The sequence below is a fragment of the Janthinobacterium paucivorans genome, assembly GCF_051380805.1.
In the GTDB taxonomy this organism is placed as follows: domain Bacteria; phylum Pseudomonadota; class Gammaproteobacteria; order Burkholderiales; family Burkholderiaceae_D; genus Janthinobacterium; species Janthinobacterium lividum_D.
Window position 1 is genome coordinate 154443 of record NZ_JBNYXR010000004.1, and the last position, 21571, is coordinate 176013.

Annotated in this window: 20 protein-coding genes; 9 read left to right on the top strand and 11 right to left on the bottom strand. The window is 62.2% G+C overall.

Features of this window, described 5'->3' with window-relative positions; all coding sequences use genetic code 11:
• Window positions 1-1365, bottom strand: coding sequence for a KamA family radical SAM protein (locus tag ACQ4V8_RS06795; protein WP_436571122.1), 1365 nt, complete (start codon window positions 1363-1365; stop codon window positions 1-3).
• A 283-nt stretch (window positions 1366-1648) separates the two neighbouring features.
• Here ACQ4V8_RS06795 and ACQ4V8_RS06800 point away from each other — a divergent pair, with 283 nt between their 5' ends.
• The 4 genes from ACQ4V8_RS06800 to ACQ4V8_RS06815 all read left to right on the top strand — a co-directional run bounded on the left by ACQ4V8_RS06800 (window position 1649) and on the right by ACQ4V8_RS06815 (window position 6684).
• Window positions 1649-2107: a cache domain-containing protein gene (locus tag ACQ4V8_RS06800; RefSeq protein WP_010401500.1), complete on the top strand. Its 459-nt coding sequence runs from the start codon at window positions 1649-1651 to the stop codon at window positions 2105-2107.
• Window positions 2108-2175: 68 nt separating this feature from the next.
• Window positions 2176-3894, top strand: coding sequence for a methyl-accepting chemotaxis protein (locus ACQ4V8_RS06805; RefSeq protein WP_436571123.1), 1719 nt, complete (start codon window positions 2176-2178; stop codon window positions 3892-3894).
• 613 nt (window positions 3895-4507) lie between these two features.
• A complete protein-coding gene (locus ACQ4V8_RS06810; protein ID WP_010401505.1) occupies window positions 4508-5374 on the top strand; it encodes an HDOD domain-containing protein in 867 nt (288 codons plus the stop codon).
• Window positions 5375-5475: 101 nt separating this feature from the next.
• Window positions 5476-6684 (top strand): hypothetical protein, encoded by a 1209-nt coding sequence (locus ACQ4V8_RS06815; RefSeq protein ID WP_029496684.1) that lies wholly within the window; start codon window positions 5476-5478, stop codon window positions 6682-6684.
• A 26-nt stretch (window positions 6685-6710) separates the two neighbouring features.
• Here ACQ4V8_RS06815 and ACQ4V8_RS06820 read toward each other — a convergent pair whose 3' ends face one another.
• Window positions 6711-7235: a DNA-deoxyinosine glycosylase gene (locus ACQ4V8_RS06820; protein ID WP_010401510.1), complete on the bottom strand. Its 525-nt coding sequence runs from the start codon at window positions 7233-7235 to the stop codon at window positions 6711-6713.
• Between the two features lie 95 nt (window positions 7236-7330).
• Between ACQ4V8_RS06820 and ACQ4V8_RS06825 the strand changes: the two genes are divergently transcribed.
• The 4 genes from ACQ4V8_RS06825 to ACQ4V8_RS06840 all read left to right on the top strand — a co-directional run bounded on the left by ACQ4V8_RS06825 (window position 7331) and on the right by ACQ4V8_RS06840 (window position 10145).
• Complete coding sequence (locus ACQ4V8_RS06825; RefSeq protein ID WP_010401512.1) at window positions 7331-7759, top strand: Mpo1 family 2-hydroxy fatty acid dioxygenase; 429 nt, start codon at window positions 7331-7333, stop codon at window positions 7757-7759.
• A gap of 150 nt (window positions 7760-7909) precedes the next feature.
• A complete protein-coding gene (locus ACQ4V8_RS06830) occupies window positions 7910-8359 on the top strand; it encodes an outer membrane lipoprotein (protein ID WP_010401515.1) in 450 nt (149 codons plus the stop codon).
• A 326-nt stretch (window positions 8360-8685) separates the two neighbouring features.
• Window positions 8686-9639 carry a DMT family transporter gene (locus ACQ4V8_RS06835; protein WP_436571124.1) on the top strand — a complete coding sequence of 318 codons (954 nt, stop codon included), beginning with the start codon at window positions 8686-8688 and terminating at the stop codon, window positions 9637-9639.
• Window positions 9636-10145 carry a GNAT family N-acetyltransferase gene (locus tag ACQ4V8_RS06840; protein ID WP_010401518.1) on the top strand — a complete coding sequence of 170 codons (510 nt, stop codon included), beginning with the start codon at window positions 9636-9638 and terminating at the stop codon, window positions 10143-10145. Before ACQ4V8_RS06835 ends, ACQ4V8_RS06840 begins: the two co-directional genes overlap by 4 nt.
• A 380-nt stretch (window positions 10146-10525) precedes the next feature.
• On the opposite strand, the gene ACQ4V8_RS06845 is transcribed toward ACQ4V8_RS06840, so the two are convergent.
• On the bottom strand, window positions 10526-10705 hold the full coding sequence (locus tag ACQ4V8_RS06845; protein ID WP_029496686.1) for a hypothetical protein: 180 nt from the start codon (window positions 10703-10705) through the stop codon (window positions 10526-10528).
• A gap of 14 nt (window positions 10706-10719) precedes the next feature.
• Here ACQ4V8_RS06845 and ACQ4V8_RS06850 point away from each other — a divergent pair, with 14 nt between their 5' ends.
• Complete coding sequence (locus ACQ4V8_RS06850; protein WP_029496687.1) at window positions 10720-10899, top strand: hypothetical protein; 180 nt, start codon at window positions 10720-10722, stop codon at window positions 10897-10899.
• Window positions 10900-10910: 11 nt separating this feature from the next.
• Here the strand turns inward: ACQ4V8_RS06850 and ACQ4V8_RS06855 are convergent, their stop codons facing one another.
• The 8 genes from ACQ4V8_RS06855 to ACQ4V8_RS06890 all read right to left on the bottom strand — a co-directional run bounded on the left by ACQ4V8_RS06855 (window position 10911) and on the right by ACQ4V8_RS06890 (window position 21502).
• Window positions 10911-12377 carry a glycine betaine ABC transporter substrate-binding protein gene (locus ACQ4V8_RS06855; RefSeq protein ID WP_436571165.1) on the bottom strand — a complete coding sequence of 489 codons (1467 nt, stop codon included), beginning with the start codon at window positions 12375-12377 and terminating at the stop codon, window positions 10911-10913.
• A gap of 45 nt (window positions 12378-12422) precedes the next feature.
• Window positions 12423-13649, bottom strand: coding sequence for an imidazolonepropionase (gene hutI, locus ACQ4V8_RS06860; RefSeq protein WP_010401522.1), 1227 nt, complete (start codon window positions 13647-13649; stop codon window positions 12423-12425).
• Window positions 13650-13661: 12 nt separating this feature from the next.
• Window positions 13662-14237 (bottom strand): HutD/Ves family protein, encoded by a 576-nt coding sequence (locus tag ACQ4V8_RS06865; protein ID WP_436571125.1) that lies wholly within the window; start codon window positions 14235-14237, stop codon window positions 13662-13664.
• Window positions 14237-15628 (bottom strand): formimidoylglutamate deiminase, encoded by a 1392-nt coding sequence (locus tag ACQ4V8_RS06870; protein ID WP_070346191.1) that lies wholly within the window; start codon window positions 15626-15628, stop codon window positions 14237-14239. Before ACQ4V8_RS06870 ends, ACQ4V8_RS06865 begins: the two co-directional genes overlap by 1 nt.
• Window positions 15613-16401 carry an N-formylglutamate deformylase gene (gene hutG / locus ACQ4V8_RS06875; protein WP_436571126.1) on the bottom strand — a complete coding sequence of 263 codons (789 nt, stop codon included), beginning with the start codon at window positions 16399-16401 and terminating at the stop codon, window positions 15613-15615. The genes ACQ4V8_RS06870 and hutG overlap by 16 nt, the downstream gene beginning before the upstream one ends.
• 20 nt (window positions 16402-16421) lie before the next feature.
• On the bottom strand, window positions 16422-17981 hold the full coding sequence (gene hutH / locus ACQ4V8_RS06880; protein ID WP_010401527.1) for a histidine ammonia-lyase: 1560 nt from the start codon (window positions 17979-17981) through the stop codon (window positions 16422-16424).
• Window positions 17982-18000: 19 nt separating this feature from the next.
• Window positions 18001-19704, bottom strand: a complete 1704-nt coding sequence (hutU, locus tag ACQ4V8_RS06885) for a urocanate hydratase (protein ID WP_436571127.1) — start codon at window positions 19702-19704, stop codon at window positions 18001-18003.
• Between the two features lie 124 nt (window positions 19705-19828).
• Window positions 19829-21502, bottom strand: coding sequence for an amidohydrolase (locus tag ACQ4V8_RS06890; RefSeq protein WP_436571128.1), 1674 nt, complete (start codon window positions 21500-21502; stop codon window positions 19829-19831).
• Between the last annotated feature and the right edge of the window lie 69 nt (window positions 21503-21571).

The following is a 21571-nucleotide window of genomic DNA, read 5'->3' on the forward strand; positions in this document are numbered from 1 at the left end:
TCAAGCGGCCTGTGCCAGGCGGATGATTTTCTGCGGCAACTGCGGCATAGGCTCATCGGTTTCAAAGAAAAACTTCTCGTGGCCAAACGCGGGCTGTAAATCGTCTATCCACGTCGCTTGCGCGTCGAACTTTGCGTAAAACGGCCGGCGCACCCAGTCCGGGTTGCGCGCCTGTAAAAATTGCAGTGCAAACAGTTTTTCGCCATTGATGGTAACGATGCCATCGATGACGATCTTGCCGGGAAAGGCGCTCATGGAGGGCCCGCGCACCGTGCGCGACAAGCCGGACACCTTCTGGTAGGCGGCCTGGAAAATCTCGTGCGCCTTCGCCAGCGGCAACTCGAAATAGCCGCGAGGGCCCGTATCGCGTTCGACAAACATGTAATACGGAATCGCTCCCAGGCGCGTACCGGTCTGCCACAACTCGGCCCAGCTAGCCGGGTCTTCATTGATGTGGCGGATCAGCGGCCCCTGCATGCGCAAGGTGGCGCCGGTCGACACGATGCGCTTGACGGCGTGCTGCGCGATGTCCTGGCGCAACTCCACGGCATGACTGTAATGGCCCATCACGGCCAGATTCTTGCCCGCCTTGACGATGCGCTCGAACAGGCGCAGCAAATCGTCCGCGTCATGCTCGAAGACAAAGCGCTGCGGCCAATAGGCCACCGCCTTGGTGCCGATGCGGATGTTCTGCAGGTGTTCCAGGCCCGGCGCCAGCAGCGGCTCCAGGTAGGCGGCAAGTTGCCGCGTATTCATGATCATCGGGTCACCTCCCGTGATCAGCACATCCGTCACTTCCGGATGCAGTTTCAGGTAGGTAACCAGCTCATGCGACTCGCGCGCGTCAAACTTCATGTCGTCCATGCCGACGAACTGGGGCCAGCGGAAGCAGAAGGTGCAATACGCGTGGCACGTCTGCCCGGCGCTGGGGAAAAACAGCACCGTTTGCGCATATTTATGCTGCAGGCCGCGCACCGGCTCAGCGTTGATCCGAGGCACGTTATGCGTCATCTGCCCGGCCGGATGGGGATTCATGCCCAGGCGGATAGCGCGCACATAGGCGTCGATGGCGGCCTTGTCGCGCTGCACCAGCACGAGGTCGCGCAAGTGCGCGTACTGCTCGGGCGCCAGCATGTCGCGGTGGGGGAAAACGAGGCGATAGATGGGATCGTCAGGGATATTATTCCAGTCGATCAACTGGTCGAGCACATAGACATTAGTGCGAAACGGTAAGACGTGCGAGACCACTTGCACAGCCTCGCGCTGCTCTTCCGGCAACCATTCCCACTGCCGCGCCTGATGAATGGTGTGCCGCGTATACGGCTTGAACTTGGGTGAAAACGGCTCGGTAATAAGTGCGGACACGATGAGCTCCTTGCGAATAAATAGCGATAACTAGCATGAAATTGAACCTATATCGCTCAATTCCAACCTTTTCTCCCACTGCCATGCCAGCTTGGCATGGCGGCAGAAGTCAGCATAATTCTTGCCGTACAGAACCAAATTGCTTCACATCAACAGGCATTCCGATACCTTGTTCGCTGCCTACAAGCAACACCTTAGTTTGTTCTTGCGCAATTTGAGGAAACCTTTGACGACGTAAATTACGACTTGGCAAATCATCCCTCGATTCTCACAAGGAGCTGTCATGCAATACTTAATTACGCGTAGCCTGCTGTGCCTAGCCTTTGCTGGCGGCAGCGTCAGTGCCGCAGTCGAAGCAACGGAAAAAGACGCCATCGCCATGACCGAACGGGGCGCCGCCTTCATGAAGGCGCATGGCAAGGAAGAGATGATGAAGAAAATCACGGCGAAAGATCCCGACTTCGTGCAGGGCTCGCTATACGTGGACATGCGCGACCTCAAGACGGGCATTGTGCTGGCTCACCCCATCAATCCCTCCATTGTGGGCAAGGACTTGACGGACGTGCCTGACGCGAGCGGCAAAAAATATCGCCGTGAAATCATTGAACTGGCGCAAAAACAGGGCAAGGGCTGGGTCGACTACCAGTACAAAAACCCCACCAGCGGCAAGATCGAACCCAAGACCACGTATATCCTGCGCGTCAACGATGTGGTGCTGGAAGCGGGCATCTACAAAAAATAAGGCCGCGATGGCGCACACCAACAGCGTGCGCCACCAGCGCTTGGAACAGCCATAGCCAGGAGTCAAGCATGCTCAATACATTACGCATCGGACCAAAATTATTGCTGGCGCCAGCGCTGGTCTTGCTGCTGCTGATACTCAGCTCGACCGGCGCCTGGTATGGCATGGTGCGGCAAAATGCCTCGCTGGAAAACATGGTGCGCGTGCGCATCACGCATCTGAAGGCGGCCTGCGACGTGGCAGGCGACGCCAAGCACGTACACGGCAATATGTACCAGTTGCTGTCGTGGACCAATGGCAGCTTCGCCAAGGCCCGCATCGATGCGCTGGAGCAACAGATCAAGGCGCGCCATGCGGCCATCGGCAGCCAGCTGGCCGCGCTGCGCGCCACGGCCACGGGCGCCGAGCGCAGCTTGGTCGATGCCGCCATCACGGCCCTGGCCGGCTACCGCAAGGCGGTGCTGGAAACCATGGAAATGGCGCAAATGGACCAGTCGATCGCCACCAATTCCATGCTCAAGGCGGAAACGCAATTTGGCCAATTCAATACCCAACTGGCACAACTGTCGGCCCTCGAAACGAAGCTCAGCAGCAAGGCCCATGCGACGGCCAGCGCCGAGTTTCGCCGCCTGGGCTGGAGCCTGCTGCTGGCCGTCCTGCTCTCCATCGTACTTTCCATCGTGGTGACCATGCTGGTGCGCCGCGCCATGCTGCTGGAAATCTGCGGCATTACTGAGGCCGTGCAAGACCTGGCGGCAGGCAAGCTGATGGCTGGCGCCCCCAAACACGGCAAGGACGAGATCGCCGCCACGTCGCGCGTGCTGGACCAAACCATCGCCCACCTGAACCAGACCTTGCGCACCATCATGGGCGCCGTGCAATCGATCGATACGGCGTCGCGCGAAATTGCCACTGGCAATCAGGATCTGTCGGCGCGCACGGAAATGCAAGCGAGCTCGCTGGAAGAAACGTCGAGTGCCATGGAAGCACTGACGCAGGCCGTCAATGACAACGCCGACAACGCCCAGCTGGCCTGCGACTTGGCGGGGCAAGCGTCGACCCTGGCGACGCAAGGGGGCGCTTCGATGCAGCAGGCGGTGGCGACGATGGCGACGATACGGGCCAATTCGCGCCAGATCGTGGATATTATCGGCGTGATCGATGGCATTTCCTTACAGACCAATATCCTGGCGCTAAATGCGGCGGTGGAAGCGGCGCGCGCGGGCGAGCAAGGGCGCGGCTTTGCCGTGGTCGCGTCCGAAGTGCGCACCCTGGCACAACGCTCGGCGCAGGCCGCCAGGGAAATCAAGACCCTGATCGCCACCTCGGTCACTACCATCGATGGCGGCAGTGTTGCAGTGCAGCAAGCCGGAGCCAGCATGGGCGCTATCGTCGCCTCGGTGCAGCAAGTCAACGAGATCATCGAGCGCGTGAAACAGGCCAGCGCCGAGCAAGCGTCGGGCATCACGGAAGTGAACCAGGCTGTCACGCAAATGGATGACGTCACCCAGCAAAATGCAGCCCTGGTGGAGCAGGCGGCAGCGGCGGCGGCCAGTTTGCAGGACCAGGCCGTCAAATTGTCGGCAGCCGTAGCCGTATTCACCCTGGACGAGCAACCCGCTACGCCGCTCGGCGACAGCGACGACGCGCTCTTCCAGCATCCGGCCAGTCGCATCAAGGAAGAAGGCAAGGACAGGCGCGCGCAGCACAGCGCGCTGCGCAGCCTGCCCGACCTGCGCGCAAGCAAGGATACGCCGCCGCGCCGGCGTGGCCAGATGCGTAATTAAGCCCGGCGCGCGCATCGGCTGGCGCGGATGCGGCAGGTGGGGCGAAGCGTCCGGCATGCGGCGCCACGGCATCCCCAGCGCCCTGGCGATGCCTGTGTCCGGCCCCGAATACAGTTGCTGCACATGCTAGACGCTAGACGCTAGACGCCGCGCCCTTCGCGCATGGCACCAAGACTTGCCGGCGGCGCGATGGCGCCCCTCATACGCTGGCGTTTCCATGCTACGCCCACCCACGCCGTCGAGCATTACGGTCAGACCGCTCAGTGGACGCGCCACGCTAATGGAATCGTCCGAAAAATTGATACCGGCAAGGCGTTTTTCATGCCAGAATTGTCCTGCCGCGCTTCCCTCCGTCCCCTTCGCCACACCTTAAAAATAAATAAAAATTAATCTTCTTGCCATGGCGGCGGCGATGAACATCGTCGTAAAATGACGAAAATATCCGATGAACAAGGTCAAAACGGCGATTTTTTACAGAATATATTGTCGAGTTGAACTATTGCCACGCATAAACAGCGATAATCGTCGGGCATTGCGCCAAACGCTCATGAAGCAGACAGCGCCAGCGCATGACAGAATAAGCACCGGGCACGAAAATAATGATGAAAGCGTGATGATGAAAGCGGCAGCGCAAAAGCAGGCAGTGCAGGAAGATCCGGTTGACGCCTTGATGCGTTCCATCCGTATCCCGCCGCGCCCCAGCCTGCTGGTCGACTTGCAGCGCGAACTGGCCGAAGACGACCCGTCGCCACGCCGCATCGCGCGCATCATCGCCAACGATGTCGGCATGTCCGGCGCCCTGCTGAAACTGGCCAACTCGCCCTTCTATGGCGCGGCACGCAAGGCCAAATCTGTCGAGCAAGGCATCAACTTTCTCGGCGTCAACCAGTGCAGCGCCATGATGACGGGCTTGCTGGCGCGTCAGGCGCTGGAAGCGGAAGGCGTGGAACTGAACAACTTCTGGGATGTGTCGGCCAAGCGCGCGCGCGCCGTGGTATTTACCTCGCGCAAGCTGCGCATCGCCCCGCCCGACATCGCCCATACCTTCGGCCTGTTCTGCGATATCGGCGTGCCCCTGCTGATGAACCGCTTCCCCGACTACGTCAACACGTACGCGGCGGCGGCCAACGATGCGCACAATTGCTTTACCAGCCTGGAAGATGCACGCCACCAGACCAACCACGCCGCCATCGGCTGCTTGCTGGCACGCAACTGGGGCCTGTCCTCCGATGTCTCCTGGGCGATTTTGCACCATCACGACTACTCGGTATTAACGGACACGTCCACGGACGAAGCCATCCGCTCGCTCGTCGCCCTGTCGCTGCTGGCCGAAAAGGGTATTCAACGCTACCATGGCAACAGTACCTCGCTGGAATGGGACAAGGGCGGTGAACTTGCCTGCCAGCATCTCGGCCTGTCGCAGGAAGAAGCCGCCGACCTGCTCGACGAGTTGCACGAGATGTTCGATACCGACCATTAAGGTATCGGGCGGCCACATCCACCTGTATGATCTGTCCCGGCGCCTGGCCTGAGCCTTGGCGCCCGTTCGCCTGACCCGTCTTTCTTAACCTGTTGATCGCCATGCCCAAAAATAAGCGCCCTGTCCCCCGTAAATCCGCCAACACGCCTGAAGACAAGGATGAGTCCGTCACGCGCATGCTGTGCACGATGGCCCTGAACCTGGCGGAGCAGGAAGACAGCGAATCGCAAGGCACGGTACTGGCCGAGCAAGCCGTCGAATTCGGCCGCCTGATCCGCAAGGCCTTGAATCAAAAGAAGGATGAAATCCTGTACGACGCTATCGAGCGCGCCAAATACGAAGACGTGGGTGCCTACCAGTACCTGCGCAGCCATATCGAAGAAGCGGCCTCGATTTCCGTGATCCGCCGCGACAATGCCCCGGCCATGGAAATCAACGCCTTCGTCGTGCCCCTGCTGGTGCAAAGCACGGGCGGCCTGCAGGAAGCCGATTGCTTCCAGGACCAGGACGCGTTCGAAGCGCTGGTGAAAAGTTTCCAGCAGGCGCAGTTGGAAAGCGCCAAGGCCAAGGTGGTCTTGATGAGCCATGCCTACGACCTCGATGAAATCGACCGCATCACTTACAGCCACTTGCATGAGATGGTGCGCGATGCGTACTCGTCGATGACAGACAAGAAGATCGTCGCCACGCCGGGCCTGGAAAACAGCATCGTGGGCTGGAGCGAGACAGCCTTCGGCCCGCAAGACACAGCCGTCGAACTGCGCTTCCTGCTGGGCTTTGCCCTCAAGCGCGTGGACGATCCTTTCTATGCGGAACCGAAGGATGAAGCGGCGCTCGACGCCTGGTTCGACGCGCGCATGGCCCGCTACCAGCAGTGGACGACGGAAGTGGGCGAGCTGGTCAAGCGCTGCCTGGCGCCCGCCAGCAGTGCCCTGGAAGTCAGTTTTTTATACCAGGATTTGTTCCACGGTGGCAAGGAACAAGGCATGAGCGAATATGCGATGCTGCAAATGATGTCGGGCATCAACCACGCGCTGGCGGAAAACAGCGTCGATGCCGCAGATGTCTCGGTCGTCGTCGGTCCGGCCGATGAACACGGCGAAATGCTGTTGCGCGTCAACGTCAGCACGGCGGGCGGTGCGCTGCTGCACAGCGCCGACAAGCCGCTGGATCTGGCCGCCGACCTGCAGGACGAAGTCGACGATATCTGCGATGCACTGGCCACCATCGGTGTAACGCAATTGTCAGTGGCCTTGAAATTCGATGCCAAGGGACAGCCGCTGGAAGCGCAACCGTACGCACCGGCCTGAGGCGCTGGCGCGATCTATATTCTGGATTAAAACGGCTGTAATGTTCTCCATTGCGCCAACTTGGCGCCATAGCCGAGCGTATAGGCAGGGCTGCTCGATGGCAAGCTGACGATGCGGTAACGCTGCGCGTGCTGGCCCAGCACCTTGAGGCCCAGCTTCGCGGCCGTGCCACCGTTAAAGGCGATCGTGTGCAACTGCGGCAAGCTGGCGGCCAGGGCCACCAGGTCGTTGTCGTCGCGGGCGCGGATATTGCTATCCAGGCTGCCCGTGCGCTGCGCCTGCGCCACCACATCCCATAAGCCTACGCCGTGCGCCAGCAAGGTGCTCAAACGCGCTGCGTAAGGCAGGCTGCTCAATGCCACGCCCAGCACCTCGCCCAGCAACATCCAGAATTTGTTTTGCGGGTGCGCATAGTACTGACTGTGCGCCAGCGATTTTTCGCCGGGCAGGCTGCCCAGTATCAGCAGGCGCGTGCCGGCGTCGACGACGGGAGCGAAGCAGCGCTTGCGCGTGTCGACGGCAACGTCTGGCAAGAAGGCTGGGCTATTCAAACGAGAGCTCCGGAAGGGGAAACGAAGCACCATTTTACCCGGCCACGCGACGGTGTAGAATTGCTTGACAAGCTAGCCCACACAAGAGACCACCCATGCGCACCATCGACACCCTGCTGGCCCAGTATGGCGAAAGCCACCGCAACGACGTCAATGAATGGGTACATATCGTGTGCGTGCCCTTGATCGTTTTCAGCCTGCTGGGGCTGCTGTGGAGCGTGCACCCCAGCGTGGCGCTGCTCGCCAGTGTTCTGGCCTTATTCTATTATTTCAAGTTGTCGCGCCCGTTCGCGGCGGGCATGCTGGCGATGCTGGCCGTCATGCTGGGCCTGCTACTGCTGATGCCGGCACTGACCATCGTGCCCGTGTCGGTGGCGCTATTCGTGCTGGCCTGGATCGGCCAATTCATCGGTCACCAGATCGAAGGCAAGAAACCGTCGTTCCTGGACGATGTACGCTTCTTGCTGGTGGGGCCGCTGTTCGTGCTGGGATTTTTGTACCGGCGCCTGCGGCTGGCGTATTGAGCTGCAAGCGCGCATGTGCTCATGCTGGGCCGGTAACAGATTTTTACTCTTCGTAACGAGCTATCTGCGCTAAGTTTCCTTATGATAAGTCAGCACCTTTACTGCTGGTCGACGCAATCGGCAACTAACTTTTGTCCAAGGGAGTCCCACATGAAAGCACCAATTATTGCAGTGGCATTGCTCGCCACCCTGGCCGGCTGCGCCGTACAACCGAACTCGGCAAACGTCTACCCTGCGCGCCAGGCGCAAAATGAACAGACGGTTCGCATGGGCACGGTTGAATCCGTGCGTGAAGTGACCATCGCCAAAGGCGAAACAGGCACGGGCGTACTTGCTGGCGCGGCACTAGGCGGCGTGGCCGGCTCGGCAGTCGGTGGTGGCAAGGGCGCCATTGCGGCCAGCATCCTCGGCGCGGTCGCCGGCGGCATCGCCGGCCAAAGCATTGAAGCGAACGCTTCCAACAAGCGCGGTCTGGAAATCACCGTGCGCCTGGACAATGGCGACATGCGCGCCATCGTGCAAGAGGCGGACGAACTGTTCCGTCCGGGCGAGCGCGTGCGCCTGCTGTCGGACGGCCGCAAGACCCGCGTCACGCACTGATAGCACGGCCGGCGCGCAGGCATCAGGCGAAGGCGCAGGTCGCCAGCAACAAAACCGAGGGGTGCAGCCAGACGGCAACCGAGGTTGCCACGATAACGTAGACAAGCAAGCTCCAGACTTTGACATGCAGTGACGTTGGCATGGCGCCCCTCCTTTCAAGATGCAATTCAGAACATATTTAATTGATAATAATGTAAATATTTTTATAAATTTAATATTTTCCAGCAGCACTGCGCTGGCTCAATGCCTGAGGGTATCTGGCCGCGCATATGGCCCATCCATTTGCCAAGCTCGACCGGGACGCGCAATGCCCTTATACTCGGGCGATGTCCTCTCCTCTCCTGTTCATCATTGCCTGCTTAATCTGGGGCTCCACCTTCTGGGCCATCACCTTGCAGCTGGGCGATGTCGCCCCCGCCATTTCCGTGGTCTACCGCTTCGGCCTCGCCTGCGCCACCCTGTTTGCCTGGTGCGCATTGCGCGGCGACACCTTGCGCCTTCCCTGGCGCGCACAAAAATGGATGCTACTGCAAGGCCTGGCCTCGTTTGCCCTCAGCTATGTCTGCACCTATAGCTCGGAGCAATACCTCGTCTCTGCCCTCGTCAGCGTACTATTTGCGTTGATGGTGTTCTGGACACCATTACTCAACCGCATCGCCTTCGGCACACGCCTCACCTGGAGCACTTGCTGCGCGGCGTTTGTCGCCCTCTGCGGCATCGTGCTGCTGTTTTACCAATCCATCGGCGCGGCGCTGCACGATATTGTCGGCGGCGGCAATGGCCGCAATGCACATTTCCTGCTCGGTTTCATGCTGGCCCTGGTGGCCACCGTTTCGAGCACGCTCGGCAATGCCCTGGTCATGAAGGTGCGCGAGCATTCCAGCAACGTGATGCTGAGCATGGCCTGGAGCATGCTGTGGGGCACGCTCATGGTGGCCGTCTGGGCCATCGCCACGGGCCAGTCCTGGCAAGTACCCACACGCCCCAGTTACTGGATAGGCTTGCTGTATCTGGCCATCTTCGGCTCGGTGATCGCCTTCAGTGCCTATTTCACTTTAATCGCGCGCATCGGCACGCAAAAGACCGTCTATATCGGCGTAGTCACGCCCGTCATCTCGGTGCTGCTGTCGGTGCAATTCGAACACTACCGGCCCGCCGCCATCGAATGGGTGGGCATGCTGCTGTGCCTATCGAGCGTGGCTTGGGCCCTGACGTCAGGCGCGCGCAAGACGGCTGGCGTTTCCGCCATTTCCACCACTTCATCAGTAAAGGCAACATGAACACTTCCAACGCCACCCTCGCCATCCGTCCCGCCCTGGCAAGCGACGTGGCCGCCATCTTCGGCATGATCCATGAACTGGCCGTGTTTGAAAAACTTGAACACCTGATGATCGCCAAGGAATCCATGCTGCACGACAGCCTGTTTGGCCGCCATCCCGCCTGCGAAGCACTGGTCGGCGTGGAAAATGGCGAAGTGGTGACGTTCGCCCTGTTCTTCCACAACTTTTCCACCTTCCTCTGCCGCAAGGGGCTGTACCTGGAAGACCTGTACGTGAAGCAGTCGGTGCGCGGCAAGGGCTATGGCAAACAGATGCTGGTGGCGCTGGCGCAACTGGCCGTCGAACGCGATTGCGGCCGCTTCGAATGGTCGGTGCTGGACTGGAATGAAAACGCGATCAACTTCTACAAGGGCATGGGCGCGGACGTGATGCCGGACTGGCGCATCTGCCGCGTGGCTGGCGATGCCTTGACGCAATTGTCGGCTGGCACGCCCAAACCCGCATAAGCGATTGCCAAAAAAAATCCCCGCGGGCTAGCGGCACCGCGGGGTGAACCCATTGTCAAGTGGGAGGGGGAGAATGCAATCAACGGTGATCACTATAAACGCTACAACTTGTCACCGCGCCGACCTTTACATTTGCTTACCGGGCCTTACATTTTCCTTAAAGCACTCACGTCACTGCCCATCGCTTGCCACAGTTTATTTCCGTGGTTCAATCAATATCCCGTGCAAGCCTATCTGTTGTTGCGCAACGCGACTATCAGCGTGCGCATTCGTATAAAGTTGGTACACTGTCAGGCAGGCGATGCCAACAGCAAACACGGCAAAAATGACCATACGACGCTCCTTGAGTATGCTTGTCGGCATCAGCAATATCAGCGATATCAGAGCCTGCGGCCGCTGATGGCCAGGCAGGGAAGAATCAGTGTGACATCTTCTGCTGGTAGGGCCTTGCGCAAGATCAAATGCGCCAACGTGAGGACACGCTGGCGTTTGATGCGGCGCAAAATGGCAGCCATGTGCTCACACACAATAAACGCATTAATGAATGCATCGTCGTGCATACGGGAGCCGCATCATGAATGTCTTTGCCAAACCACTGGTCATGAAAATCTACCGCACCTACCTGCGTTTTCGCCTGGAACGCTACACACGCGACCTGCAAGCCATCGCTGAACAGCGCGAAAACGACTTCCAGGCTGAACGCATCCTGCACCAGGCGGTCGTCTCTGTGCGTTCGAAACTACACTCGCTGTAAGCAGGCGGACGTCAATGCTGCCGGCCGGCCACGGCCCAGCGCTCCAGCAGCTCGAACAGGCCTTGCGTCAGCAGAGCCAACACGGCTGCGGGGATCGCACCGGCCAGCAACATGTCATTGTCGTTCAGCGCCAGGCCGATGGTAATGCGTTCGCCGTAGCCGCCCGCGCCGATGAAAGCGGCGATGGTGGCCGTGCCCACGCTCATCACGGCCGCCGTTTTTACGCCGGCCAGCATGACGGGCAAGGCCAGCGGCAATTCCACGTGTAGCAGGCGGTCGCGCCAGTTCAAGCCCAGCGCCAGCGCCGCCATGCGCAAGCCTTGCGGCACTTGCATAATGCCGGTGCAAGTATTGCGCACGATGGGCAGCAAGGCATATACGAAGAGGGCTACCAGCGCAGGCACCGTACCGATCATGCCCAGCAGCGGAATCAATATCGCCAGCAGAGCCAGCGACGGTACCGTCTGCAGTACGCCCACCATGGCCAGCACCGTTTGCCGCAGGGGCGCCGAAAACGCCGCCAGCACGCCCAGCGGAATGCCGATCAGGCAGGCCAGCGCCACCGACAGCAGCACCAGGGTCACGTGCTGGCGCGTCAGCGTCCATACATCGTCGCCGATGACTTTATCGAGCAGATTGCTGCGCGCAGCGCTGGCTGGCTGTGATACCTTCGCAGCGCTGGCCAGCCACTGCCGCGCCACGCCGGCAAAGCTCTTGCCATCGATTTCCACGGCCGCATTCATGGCGATCATATCGTCCTCGCTGATGCGCCCCTGCAGTGCTTGCAGTGCCTGCCAAGCGGCAGGAAAGCGCGGCGGCAAATCGAGCCGGAACAAGAGCATGGCGTCATAACGAGGGAAATACTGCTGCGTGTCGGCCAGCACGCGCAAGCCGTACTGGCGGATCTTCGCATCCGTCGAATAGATATCGATCACGTCCACCTGGCGCTGCGCCAGCGCTTCATAGGCGATGCCGTGATCGAGCCCGCGCGGGCGCTGCGGCAAGCCATAGCGCGCGGCCAAGCCTGGCCAGCCATCGACGCGGCCGATGAATTCATGCGACAGGCCAAACTGCAAGGCGGGATGCTGCGCCAGTTGCCCCAGGCTGGCGATGCCCGTTTCATCACCACGCATGGCCAGCGCATAAGTGTTGTTAAAACCCAGCGGCACGGCCACGCCCAGGCCCAGCAGCGCCAGCTCGCGTCGCATCTGCTGCAGATCAATGGCTTTGTCGTGCTTGAGGATTTCGCTGCCGATCGTACCCATGTATTCGGCATATACGTCAATGCTGCCCGCCTGCAGCGCGGCGAGCACGATGGCCGTGCTACCCAGCCCCTGGCGGTGCTCCACCATGACGTGCGGCGCGGCGCTCTGCTTGAGAATTTCGCCGAGGATGTAGGATTCCGTAAAGCGCTTCGAGCCCACCTTCAAGGTGCCGCCCTCCATGGCGGGCGCGGGCGCGGCCGTAAAAACAAGCATTAACAACAGGTAGACAACACGCACGCGGCGCTCCAGGATGGCTGATCAATCCGTCAAGCTTACCACCGGCGCGCGCCAGACACCGCCGTGTACCGCGCCCACGCACGGGTTCAGGCCCAGCGCATACGCCAGGTCGGCCGGACGCGCAATGCGCCACAGGGCGAAATCGGCGCGCTTGCCGACCACCAGGCTACCGGTCTCATGCTGCAAGCCCAGTGCGCGCGCCGCGTGGAGCGTGCAGCCGGCCAACGCTTCCTGCGGCGTGAGGCGCCACAGGGTGCACGCCATATTCATCGCCAGCAGCAATGACGTCATGGGCGAGGTGCCCGGATTGCAATCGGTGGACACGGCCATCGGCACGCCCGCCGCGCGCAAAGCGGCCACTGGCGGTTGCTGTATTTCGCGCAAAAAGTAATACGCGCCCGGCAGCAGCACGGCCACCGTGCCATGCTCTGCCATGGCGGCGATGCCCTCTTCCGACAGAAATTCCAGATGGTCGGCCGACAGGCCAGCATAACGGGCGACCAGGGCCGCGCCGCCCTGGTCCGACAATTGCTCCGCATGCAGCTTTACAGGCAAATTCAATGCCTGCGCGGCATCGAACATCCGCTGTGTTTGCGCTGGCGTAAAGCCGATGCGCTCGCAAAAAGCATCGACGGCGTCGACCAGGCCGTCGCCAGCCAGCTTGGGCAGCATCTGCGCGCACAGCAGATCGATATACGCGTCGGCGCGCCCCGTATACTCGGGCGGCAGTGCGTGCGCACCGAGGAAAGTGGTGCGCACGGTGAGCGGCAGCTTTTCAGCGATCCTGCGCGCCACGCGCAACATCTTCGCCTCGCTGTCCATCTCCAGGCCGTAGCCGGACTTGATCTCCAGCGTCGTCACGCCCTCGGCCAGCAGCGCCAACACGCGCGGCAAGCTTTGCCGCAGCAATTCGTTGTCGCTGGCCGCGCGCGTGGCGCGCACGGTGGACATGATGCCACCGCCGGCACGGCTGATATCTTCATAGCTGGCGCCATTGAGGCGCGCTTCGAATTCGTCGCTGCGATTGCCTGCGTGGACAATGTGCGTATGGCAGTCGATCAGGCCCGGCGTCAGCCAGCAGCCCTGGCCGTCCAACACGGTGGCTGCGCTGGCCGGCAGCTCCTTGCCGTGGCCGAGCCAGGCAATGCGGCCATCCTTGACGGCGATGGCCGCGTCCAGCAGTTCGCCATAGCCGTGCTGCATGGTGGCCAGGTGAACGTTGTGGATGACCAGGTCCCAATCTTGCATGCTTGTTCTCTCCTAGATGAACAGGTCGACGCGGAACACGGCCGAACGCTGCAAGGCGTCGAGCCGCCATTCCTGCGCATCGTCGGCATCGAGCAGCAGCGTGTCGTAACGGGCCAGCGCGAACTGCTGGTCGCCACCGCGCGCCAGCACGGCGCCCGCGCCGGCGACAAATAGCAGCGTCGTCGTACTGCGCCGCGACAGCTTGCCCGGCGCCTTGATTTTCTCCAGCTGGTGGCGACAACGGTCGCGCCGCGTCATCACGTTGAAATCCGTCGTCAGCGCCTTGACATGCGCAACGAAGGCCGCTTCGCCAGGAAACCAGAGCATGGGCTGCGCCGCGTTCAAGACCACCTTGCGCGTGCCATCGAGCGTCAGCTGCACGCTGTCGCCATCGACCAGCATCAGGCTGCGATCGATGCCGGGAAAGCTGGAAAACGGTCCGCTGGCCGTGATCGTCGCCAGGCTGATACGCCAATCGAAATTATCGAAGCCGGCACCCTCGGGAGCGATGGCGATTTCCGTCGTGCTGCCGCCGCCGTTTTTCCACGGCGTGGCGCGCAAGCATTCATGCGGGATGAAGGTCGCCATCAGAGCGCCCTCAGTTGCGCCAGGGTGCGCTTGTAGGCAGCCGCGATGGCATCGTGCGCCACATGGCGCCCGCCGCGCACCTGCCACTGGCCGCCACACAGCACGTCGCGCACCAGGTTGTCGTTGCCGCAAAAGAGAAAACTGCCCAGCACATCGGCTATGGCCACGCCGCACAGGTTGACGTGCGCCTCGTCGAGCACCAGCAAATCGGCGCGGCAGCCCGGCGCCAGCGCGCCCAGCTTGCGCCCGGATGCCTGCGCGCCGCCGCGCAAGGCCGCCTGCCACAGATAATCGCCCACATGGCGTTCATCGGAGGTGGCAGCGACATTGCGCTGCTGGCCCTGCAAGCGCTGGCCGTATTCGAGCCAGCGCAATTCCTCCACCGGCGACTGCGATACATGGCTGTCGCTGCCGACGCCGAAACGCCCGCCGGCGGCGATGAATTGAGCCAGCGGAAACAGGCCATCACCGAGGTTCGCCTCCGTCGTCAGGCACAGACCTGCCACGGCGCCGCTGGCGGCCATCAGCGCCACCTCGTCGGGCTGCACATGCGTGGCGTGCACCAGGCACCAGCGCGCGTCAACATGGACTTGGTCGTACAGATACTGCACCGGGCGCCGGCCGCTGTAGTCAAAACATTGGCGCACTTCGCCCTGCTGCTCGGCGATGTGCATATGAATCGGGCGCTGCGCCGGCAGCGCTTGCAGCACTTCGTGGATCTGCGCCACGCTGGCGGCGCGCAGCGAATGCGGTGCAAAGCCCACTTCCACCTGCCCGCAGCGCTGCGGCGCCAGCGCCTCGATGATGCACAAGACATCGTCCGCATCCGTGCGAAAGCGTGCCTGCTCCGCTTTCAACGGCTGTTCGCCAAAGCCCGCATGGCTGTACAACACGGGCAGCATGGTCACGCCGATACCGCTGATGCGCGCAGCGGCCAGCACCCGTTCGGCCGTCTCCGCAGGGCGTGCATACAATGCGCCTGCAACATCGCGCTGCAGATAGTGAAACTCGCACACGGACGTGTAGCCATGGCGCAGGCATTCGGCAAACAACTGCGCGGCGATGGTTTGCATTTGCTCGGGCGTGATGTGGCGCGCGAAGCGGTACATCAGTTCGCGCCACGTCCAGAAGCTGTCCGGCGCATTGCCGACTCCTGCGCCGGCGATTTCGGTCATGCCACCCAGCGCGCGCTGAAAGGCATGCGAATGCAGGTTGACCATGCCGGGCAAGACATATTCCACCACCTCCACGCCAAGCACAGTTGCAGTTGCATCCTCCTGAATATGCGTCAAATCCCCATTTTTATCCCATTCCAGCAGCACGTCGCGGCGCCAGCCCTGCGGTAGCAGCGCGTGGCGGGCAAACAAACGGGAGCTCAAGGCGCCACCCATGCCACGGCCGCTTGCATCATCTGGCGCAGCAGCGGCTGCACCTGTGCGGCCAAGTCGGGACGGTAGCCGAACGGCATCGCTTCATCCATGTACAGGCACTGGCACATCTCCAGCTGGAGCGCATGCACGCGGCGTTGCGGCTGGCCGTAATGGCGCGTGATGTGGCCGCCCTTGAAGCGGCCGTTCAAGGCCACCGTAAAGTGCTGCTGCGAACGCGCGATATCGACCACGGAGGACGTCAGGCCGGCATCGCAGCTGGCGCCATCTGCCGTGCCGAAATTGAGGTCTGGCAGCTTGCCGTCAAAGAAGCGCGGCACGTGCGAGGCGATGGAATGGGCATCCCACAACACCACGGCAGCGTGCACGCGCAGTAGCCGGTCCAGTTCCGCCCGCAGTTGCCGGTGGTACGGTGCCCAGTAACGCTGCAAGCGCTGCTGCACCTCGGCCGCATCGGGTTCGCACCCTGGCAGATACAGCGGCTCGCGGTGAAACGTATCGTTGGGCAGCAAACCCGTCGTATCCTGACCCGGATACAGATTCGTGTCTTCCTGCGGGCGGTTCAAGTCGATCGTGTAGCGCGACCAGCGCGCCGACAGCACGGACGCACCCATCTCCTGCAAAAAACCATACAGCTCGCGCAAATGCCAATCCGTGTCGGCCTTGATCAAGGCCTGCGGCGTCATGCGCGCGGCGATATCGTCCGGTATGTCGGTGCCCACGTGGGGCATCGACACCAGCAGTGCAATGCTGCCTTCATTGAAGCGGAAATCCATGCTTGTCTCCTTGCACCCGTTCAAGCGTACAGCGGGGCGAACAAATTCTTGCACGTGCTGCTCAATTCCCCGCGTATGACCATCTGCTTGGCCGCTTCGATATCGGGCGCAAAAAAGCGGTCGGCGTCGAAGAACGGCACCTTCTGGCGCAGTTGCTGATGTACATGTTCAAGCTGCGGCGAAGTTTTCAGGGGGCGATGGAAATCGATGCCCTGCGCAGCGGCCAGCAGCTCGATGCCGATAATCACGGCCGTGTTGTGCGCCATATCGTCCAGGCGGCGCCCGGCGAACGTGGCCATGCTCACGTGGTCTTCCTGGTTGGCGGAAGTGGGCAGGCTGTCGACGCTGGCCGGATGCGCGAGCGACTTGTTTTCCGACGCCAGCGCGGCAGCCGTCACGTGGGCGATCATGAAACCGGAATTGACGCCCGGATCACGCACCAGAAAGGGGGGCAAACCGGACAGCGTGGCGTCGATCAGCAGCGCGATGCGGCGCTCGGCCAACGCGCCGATTTCGGCGATCGCCAGCGCCAGGGTATCGGCGGCAAACGCCACCGGCTCGGCATGGAAGTTCCCGCCCGAGACGATTTGCACCTGTCCGTTGGGTCCATCCTGGAAGATCAGCGGGTTATCCGTAACGGCATTGGCTTCGATCAGCAAGGTGCGCCCCGCATTGCCAATCAAATCGAGACAGGCACCCATGACTTGCGGCTGGCAGCGCAGGCTGTATGGGTCTTGCACGCGCTCGTCGCCCTCCAGGTGCGAGGCGCGAATAGCGCTGTTGGCCACCAGTTGGCGGTACATCTGCGCGGCCAGGATTTGCCCCGGCTGTCCCCGCACGGCATGCACGCGCGCGTCGAATGGCGAGTCGCTGCCCTTGGCCGCATCGAGCGACAGCGCACCCGTGACCATGGCCGCTTCCAGCAAACGCTCGGCCATGAACAAGCCATGCAGCGCCAGCGCATTCGACACTTGCGTGCCATTGATCAGTGCCAGGCCCTCTTTCGCCGCCAGCACGACGGGCGCGATGCCCGCCTGCGCCAGCGCTTCAGGGGCCGGCATCAATGCGCCGTTGACACGCACGTCGCCCACGCCCAACATGGCCAGGGTCATGTGCGACAGCGGCGCCAGGTCGCCCGAGGCGCCCACGGAACCCTTGGCGGGAATGGCCGGCATGATGCCCGCGTTGTACAGGGCGATCAGGGTATCGATAATCAGCGGGCGCACGCCGGAATAACCGCGCGCCAGGCTGCCGATCTTCATCAGCATGACCAGACGCACGACGGCGTCCGACAGCAGTTCGCCCGTGCCGACGGAATGCGACAGAATCAGGTTGCGCTGCAACTGCTCCAGCTTTTCATCGGGGATACGCGTCTTGGCGAGCAAGCCGAAACCCGTGTTGATACCGTAAGCCGCGTCGCCCTTGGCGACGATGGCTTGCACGGCTGCGGCCGAGTCCTCGATGACGCGATACGCCTCGGCGGCGAGGATCAGTTTGGCGGGTGCGGCCCAGACGGCGCGCAGGTCGCCCAAGGTCATCGCGCCCGGTTTCAGGGTCCAACTTTTGGCATGCTGTGTCATAGTCATTCGCATCAAGGTCTCAAGGAAGCATGGGAAGAATCAGGCCGTTGCGCTTGGCGCAGGCGGCCGCTGTTTCATAGCCGGCATCGGCATGGCGCATCACGCCCGAACCGCTGTCGTTGACCAGCACGCGCGCCAGGCGTTTCGCCGCGCCTTGCGTGCCGTCAGCCACGATCACCATGCCCGAATGCTGAGAATAACCCATGCCCACACCGCCGCCATGGTGCAGCGAGACCCAGGTGGCGCCGCCGGCCGTGTTCAGCATGGCGTTCAGCAAGGGCCAGTCGGAAACGGCGTCGGTGCCATCCTTCATGCTTTCGGTCTCGCGGTTCGGGCTGGCGACGGAACCCGTGTCCAGGTGGTCGCGGCCGATGACAATCGGTGCCTTCAGCTCGCCCGTGCGCACCATCTCGTTGAAGGCCAGGCCGGCGATGTGGCGCTCGCCCAGTCCCAGCCAGCAGATGCGCGCCGGCAAACCCTGAAAGGCGATGCGCTCGCGCGCCATGTCCAGCCAATGGTGCACCTGCTTATGGTGCGGGAACAGTGCCTTGATCTTCGCATCCGTCTTGTAGATATCTTCCGGGTCGCCCGACAAGGCCACCCAGCGGAACGGCCCGCGTCCTTCGCAAAACTGCGGGCGGATGTAGGCGGGCACGAAGCCGGGGAAGTCGAAGGCATTCTGCACGCCCTGGTCGAACGCCACCTGGCGGATATTGTTGCCGTAATCGACAGTGTGCACGCCCATGGCGTGGAAATCGAGCATGGCTTGCACGTGGGCGGCGCAGGAATCGGCCGCGGCCACCGTCAGGCGCGCGTGGCGCTGCGGGTCCTGTTGCGCCGCCTTCCAGTCCGACACGCTCCAGCCGCGTGGCAGGTAACCGTTGACCAGGTCATGCGCGGATGTCTGGTCCGTCACCAGATCCGGCAGCATGCCGCCCGCTTTCGCGCGGCGCACCAGTTCCGGCAACACTTCGGCCGCGTTGCCCAAGAGGCCAATGGAAATGGCTTCCTTGCGTTCAGTGTGATATTTGACCAGTTCCAGGGCTTCGTCCAGGCTGGCCGCCTGCTTGTCCAGGTAGCGCGTGCGCAAGCGGAAGTCGATGCTGCTTTGCTGGCATTCGATATTGAGCGACACGGCGCCCGCCATGGTGGCAGCCAGCGGCTGCGCGCCGCCCATGCCGCCCAGGCCCGCCGTCAAAATCCAGCGCCCGCCCCAGTCACCGCCAAAATGCTGGCGCCCCGCCTCGGCGAAGGTTTCATACGTGCCTTGCACGATGCCCTGCGTGCCGATATAGATCCAGCTGCCGGCCGTCATCTGGCCGTACATGAACAGGCCTTGCCGATCGAGTTCGTTGAAGTGTTCCCAGTTAGCCCATTTCGGCACCAGGTTGGAGTTGGCGATCAGTACGCGCGGCGCGTCAGCGTGGGTCTGGAACACGCCCACCGGCTTGCCGGACTGGATCAGCAAGGTCTGGTCGTCTTCCAGTTCGCGCAGCGAGGCGAGGATCTGGTCGAAACAGGCCCAGTTGCGGGCGGCGCGGCCGATGCCGCCGTAGACCACCAGATGCTGCGGATTTTCCGCCACTTCCGGGTCCAGGTTGTTTTGCAACATGCGGTAGGCCGCTTCGGCCTGCCAACTCTTGCAAGCCATGACCGTGCCGCGCGGGGCGCGGATGGTACGGCTGGCATCAAAGCGTGGATCGGTGTCCATTGTGCTATTCATGCTGTCTCCTCGTAGGGTGCGAGCGGACATGCGTGGTCCGCTCTGGTGCTCCCAGCATAGGTTGTCTATACAACCAAGTCAACAGATTTTCTTTGAGGTCACCCGACGGGTCTGCCCCCAGCCCTCATTTTTTCTCGTACACGCGCTGGCCCGCCACCCACGTCTGCAGCACCTGCGTCTTGCCAATCGCCGTCGGCGCCACCTTGAACAGGTCCTGGTCGACGACGATGAAGTCCGCCCATTTGCCCGCTTCCAGCGTGCCGATGACCTTTTCCTGGTGCGCCGCCCAGGCCGCGTCGAGCGTGAAGCAGCGCAGCGCTTGCGTCACCGTCATCGCTTGCTGCCGATACCAGCCACCAGCCGGGAATCCTGCGCTGTTTTGCCGCGTGACGGCAGCGTGGATGCCCTCGAACGGATTCGGCGACTCGATGGGGAAGTCCGATCCGCAGGCGATGCGCGAACCTTGCGCAAGGAAGGTGCGCCACGCATACGCGCCCTTGATGCGCTCGTGGCCCACGCGCTGCTCCGCCATGTTCTGGTCGGACGTGGCGTGCGTGGGCTGCATCGACGGCACGATGCCCAGGGTTTTGAAACGGGGGATGTCGGATAATTGCACCACCTGCGCATGCTCCATGCGATGGCGCAGGCCCGCGCTGCGGTATTGCGCGGTCAAGGCCTGGTATGCGTCGAGGATTTGATGGTTGCCCGCGTCGCCGATGGCGTGCACGTTCACCTGGTAGCCGGCGCGCATGGCTTTATCCATCTTCGCGCGCATGGCGGCGTCCGGGTAGAACAGCAGGCCGCGGGTAGACGGATCGTCGCTGTAGGGCGCCAGCAGAGCCGCGCCGCGGCTGCCCAGGGCGCCGTCGGACAGCAGTTTGACGGCGCGCAAGGCGTACATGTCGCGCGCGTAGCTGTTCAAGGGGCCGTTTTTCGCCAGCGCGTCGAAGTCTTCCGTGGTGTCGGCGATCATGCCGTACACGCGCACCGTCAGCTTGCCGTGGTCGGCGTAATCGCGGAACAATCGGTCCTGCAATTGGCCGATGCCCGCATCGTGCACGCTGGTCAGGCCCACTTGCGACAGCTGCGCCAGCGCGCCATCGAGGGCGGCGCGGTTTTCCACGTCGCCGGGCTTGGGCAGCACGGCGTCCATCAAGTCCATGGCGTTATCGACCAGCACACCGGTGGCATTGCCGTCCGCATCGCGTTCGATCTTGCCGCCCGCCGGATCAGGCGTGGCGCGCGTGATGCCGGCCAGCGCCAGCGCGCGGCTGTTGGCCCAGCCAGCATGGCCATCGACGCGGCGTAGCCAGACGGGGCGCGCGCTTTCGGCCGCATCGAGCTCCAACGCCGTGGGAAAGCGCCCCAGCTTCCAGATTTCCTGGTTCCAGCCACTGCCGACGACCCAGTTGCGCTCCGGGTGCGCACGGGCGAAGTCGCCCACGGCCTGCACGGCGGCCGGCAGCGAGGTGGAACCGTACAACATCACGCCGCTGGCGATCGTCCCCAGGCCAAACACGTGGCCATGCGCGTCGATCAGGCCCGGCAACACGATCTTGCCCTGCACGTCAACATGGGTGGCGCCCTTGGCCGCCTTGCGCTTCACCTGCGCGGCACTGCCGACGGCGAGCAGCTTGCCTGCGTCGTCAAAGGCCAGCGCCGTGAAACGCAGCACCTTGCCAGCCGCGTCGAGCGTATAGCCATTGGCATTGTCGATGACGGTGTCAGCATGCACGTGGCCGAGGGTGCCCAGGCAAGCGAGAATAAGCAGGGTGCGGCGCATTGGCAGGGTCGGCATTTCCATCTCCAGGTCGTGAATGAATAGACGAGTGTATAGAAATTGGCAAAATGGTCAATCAGGCAGACA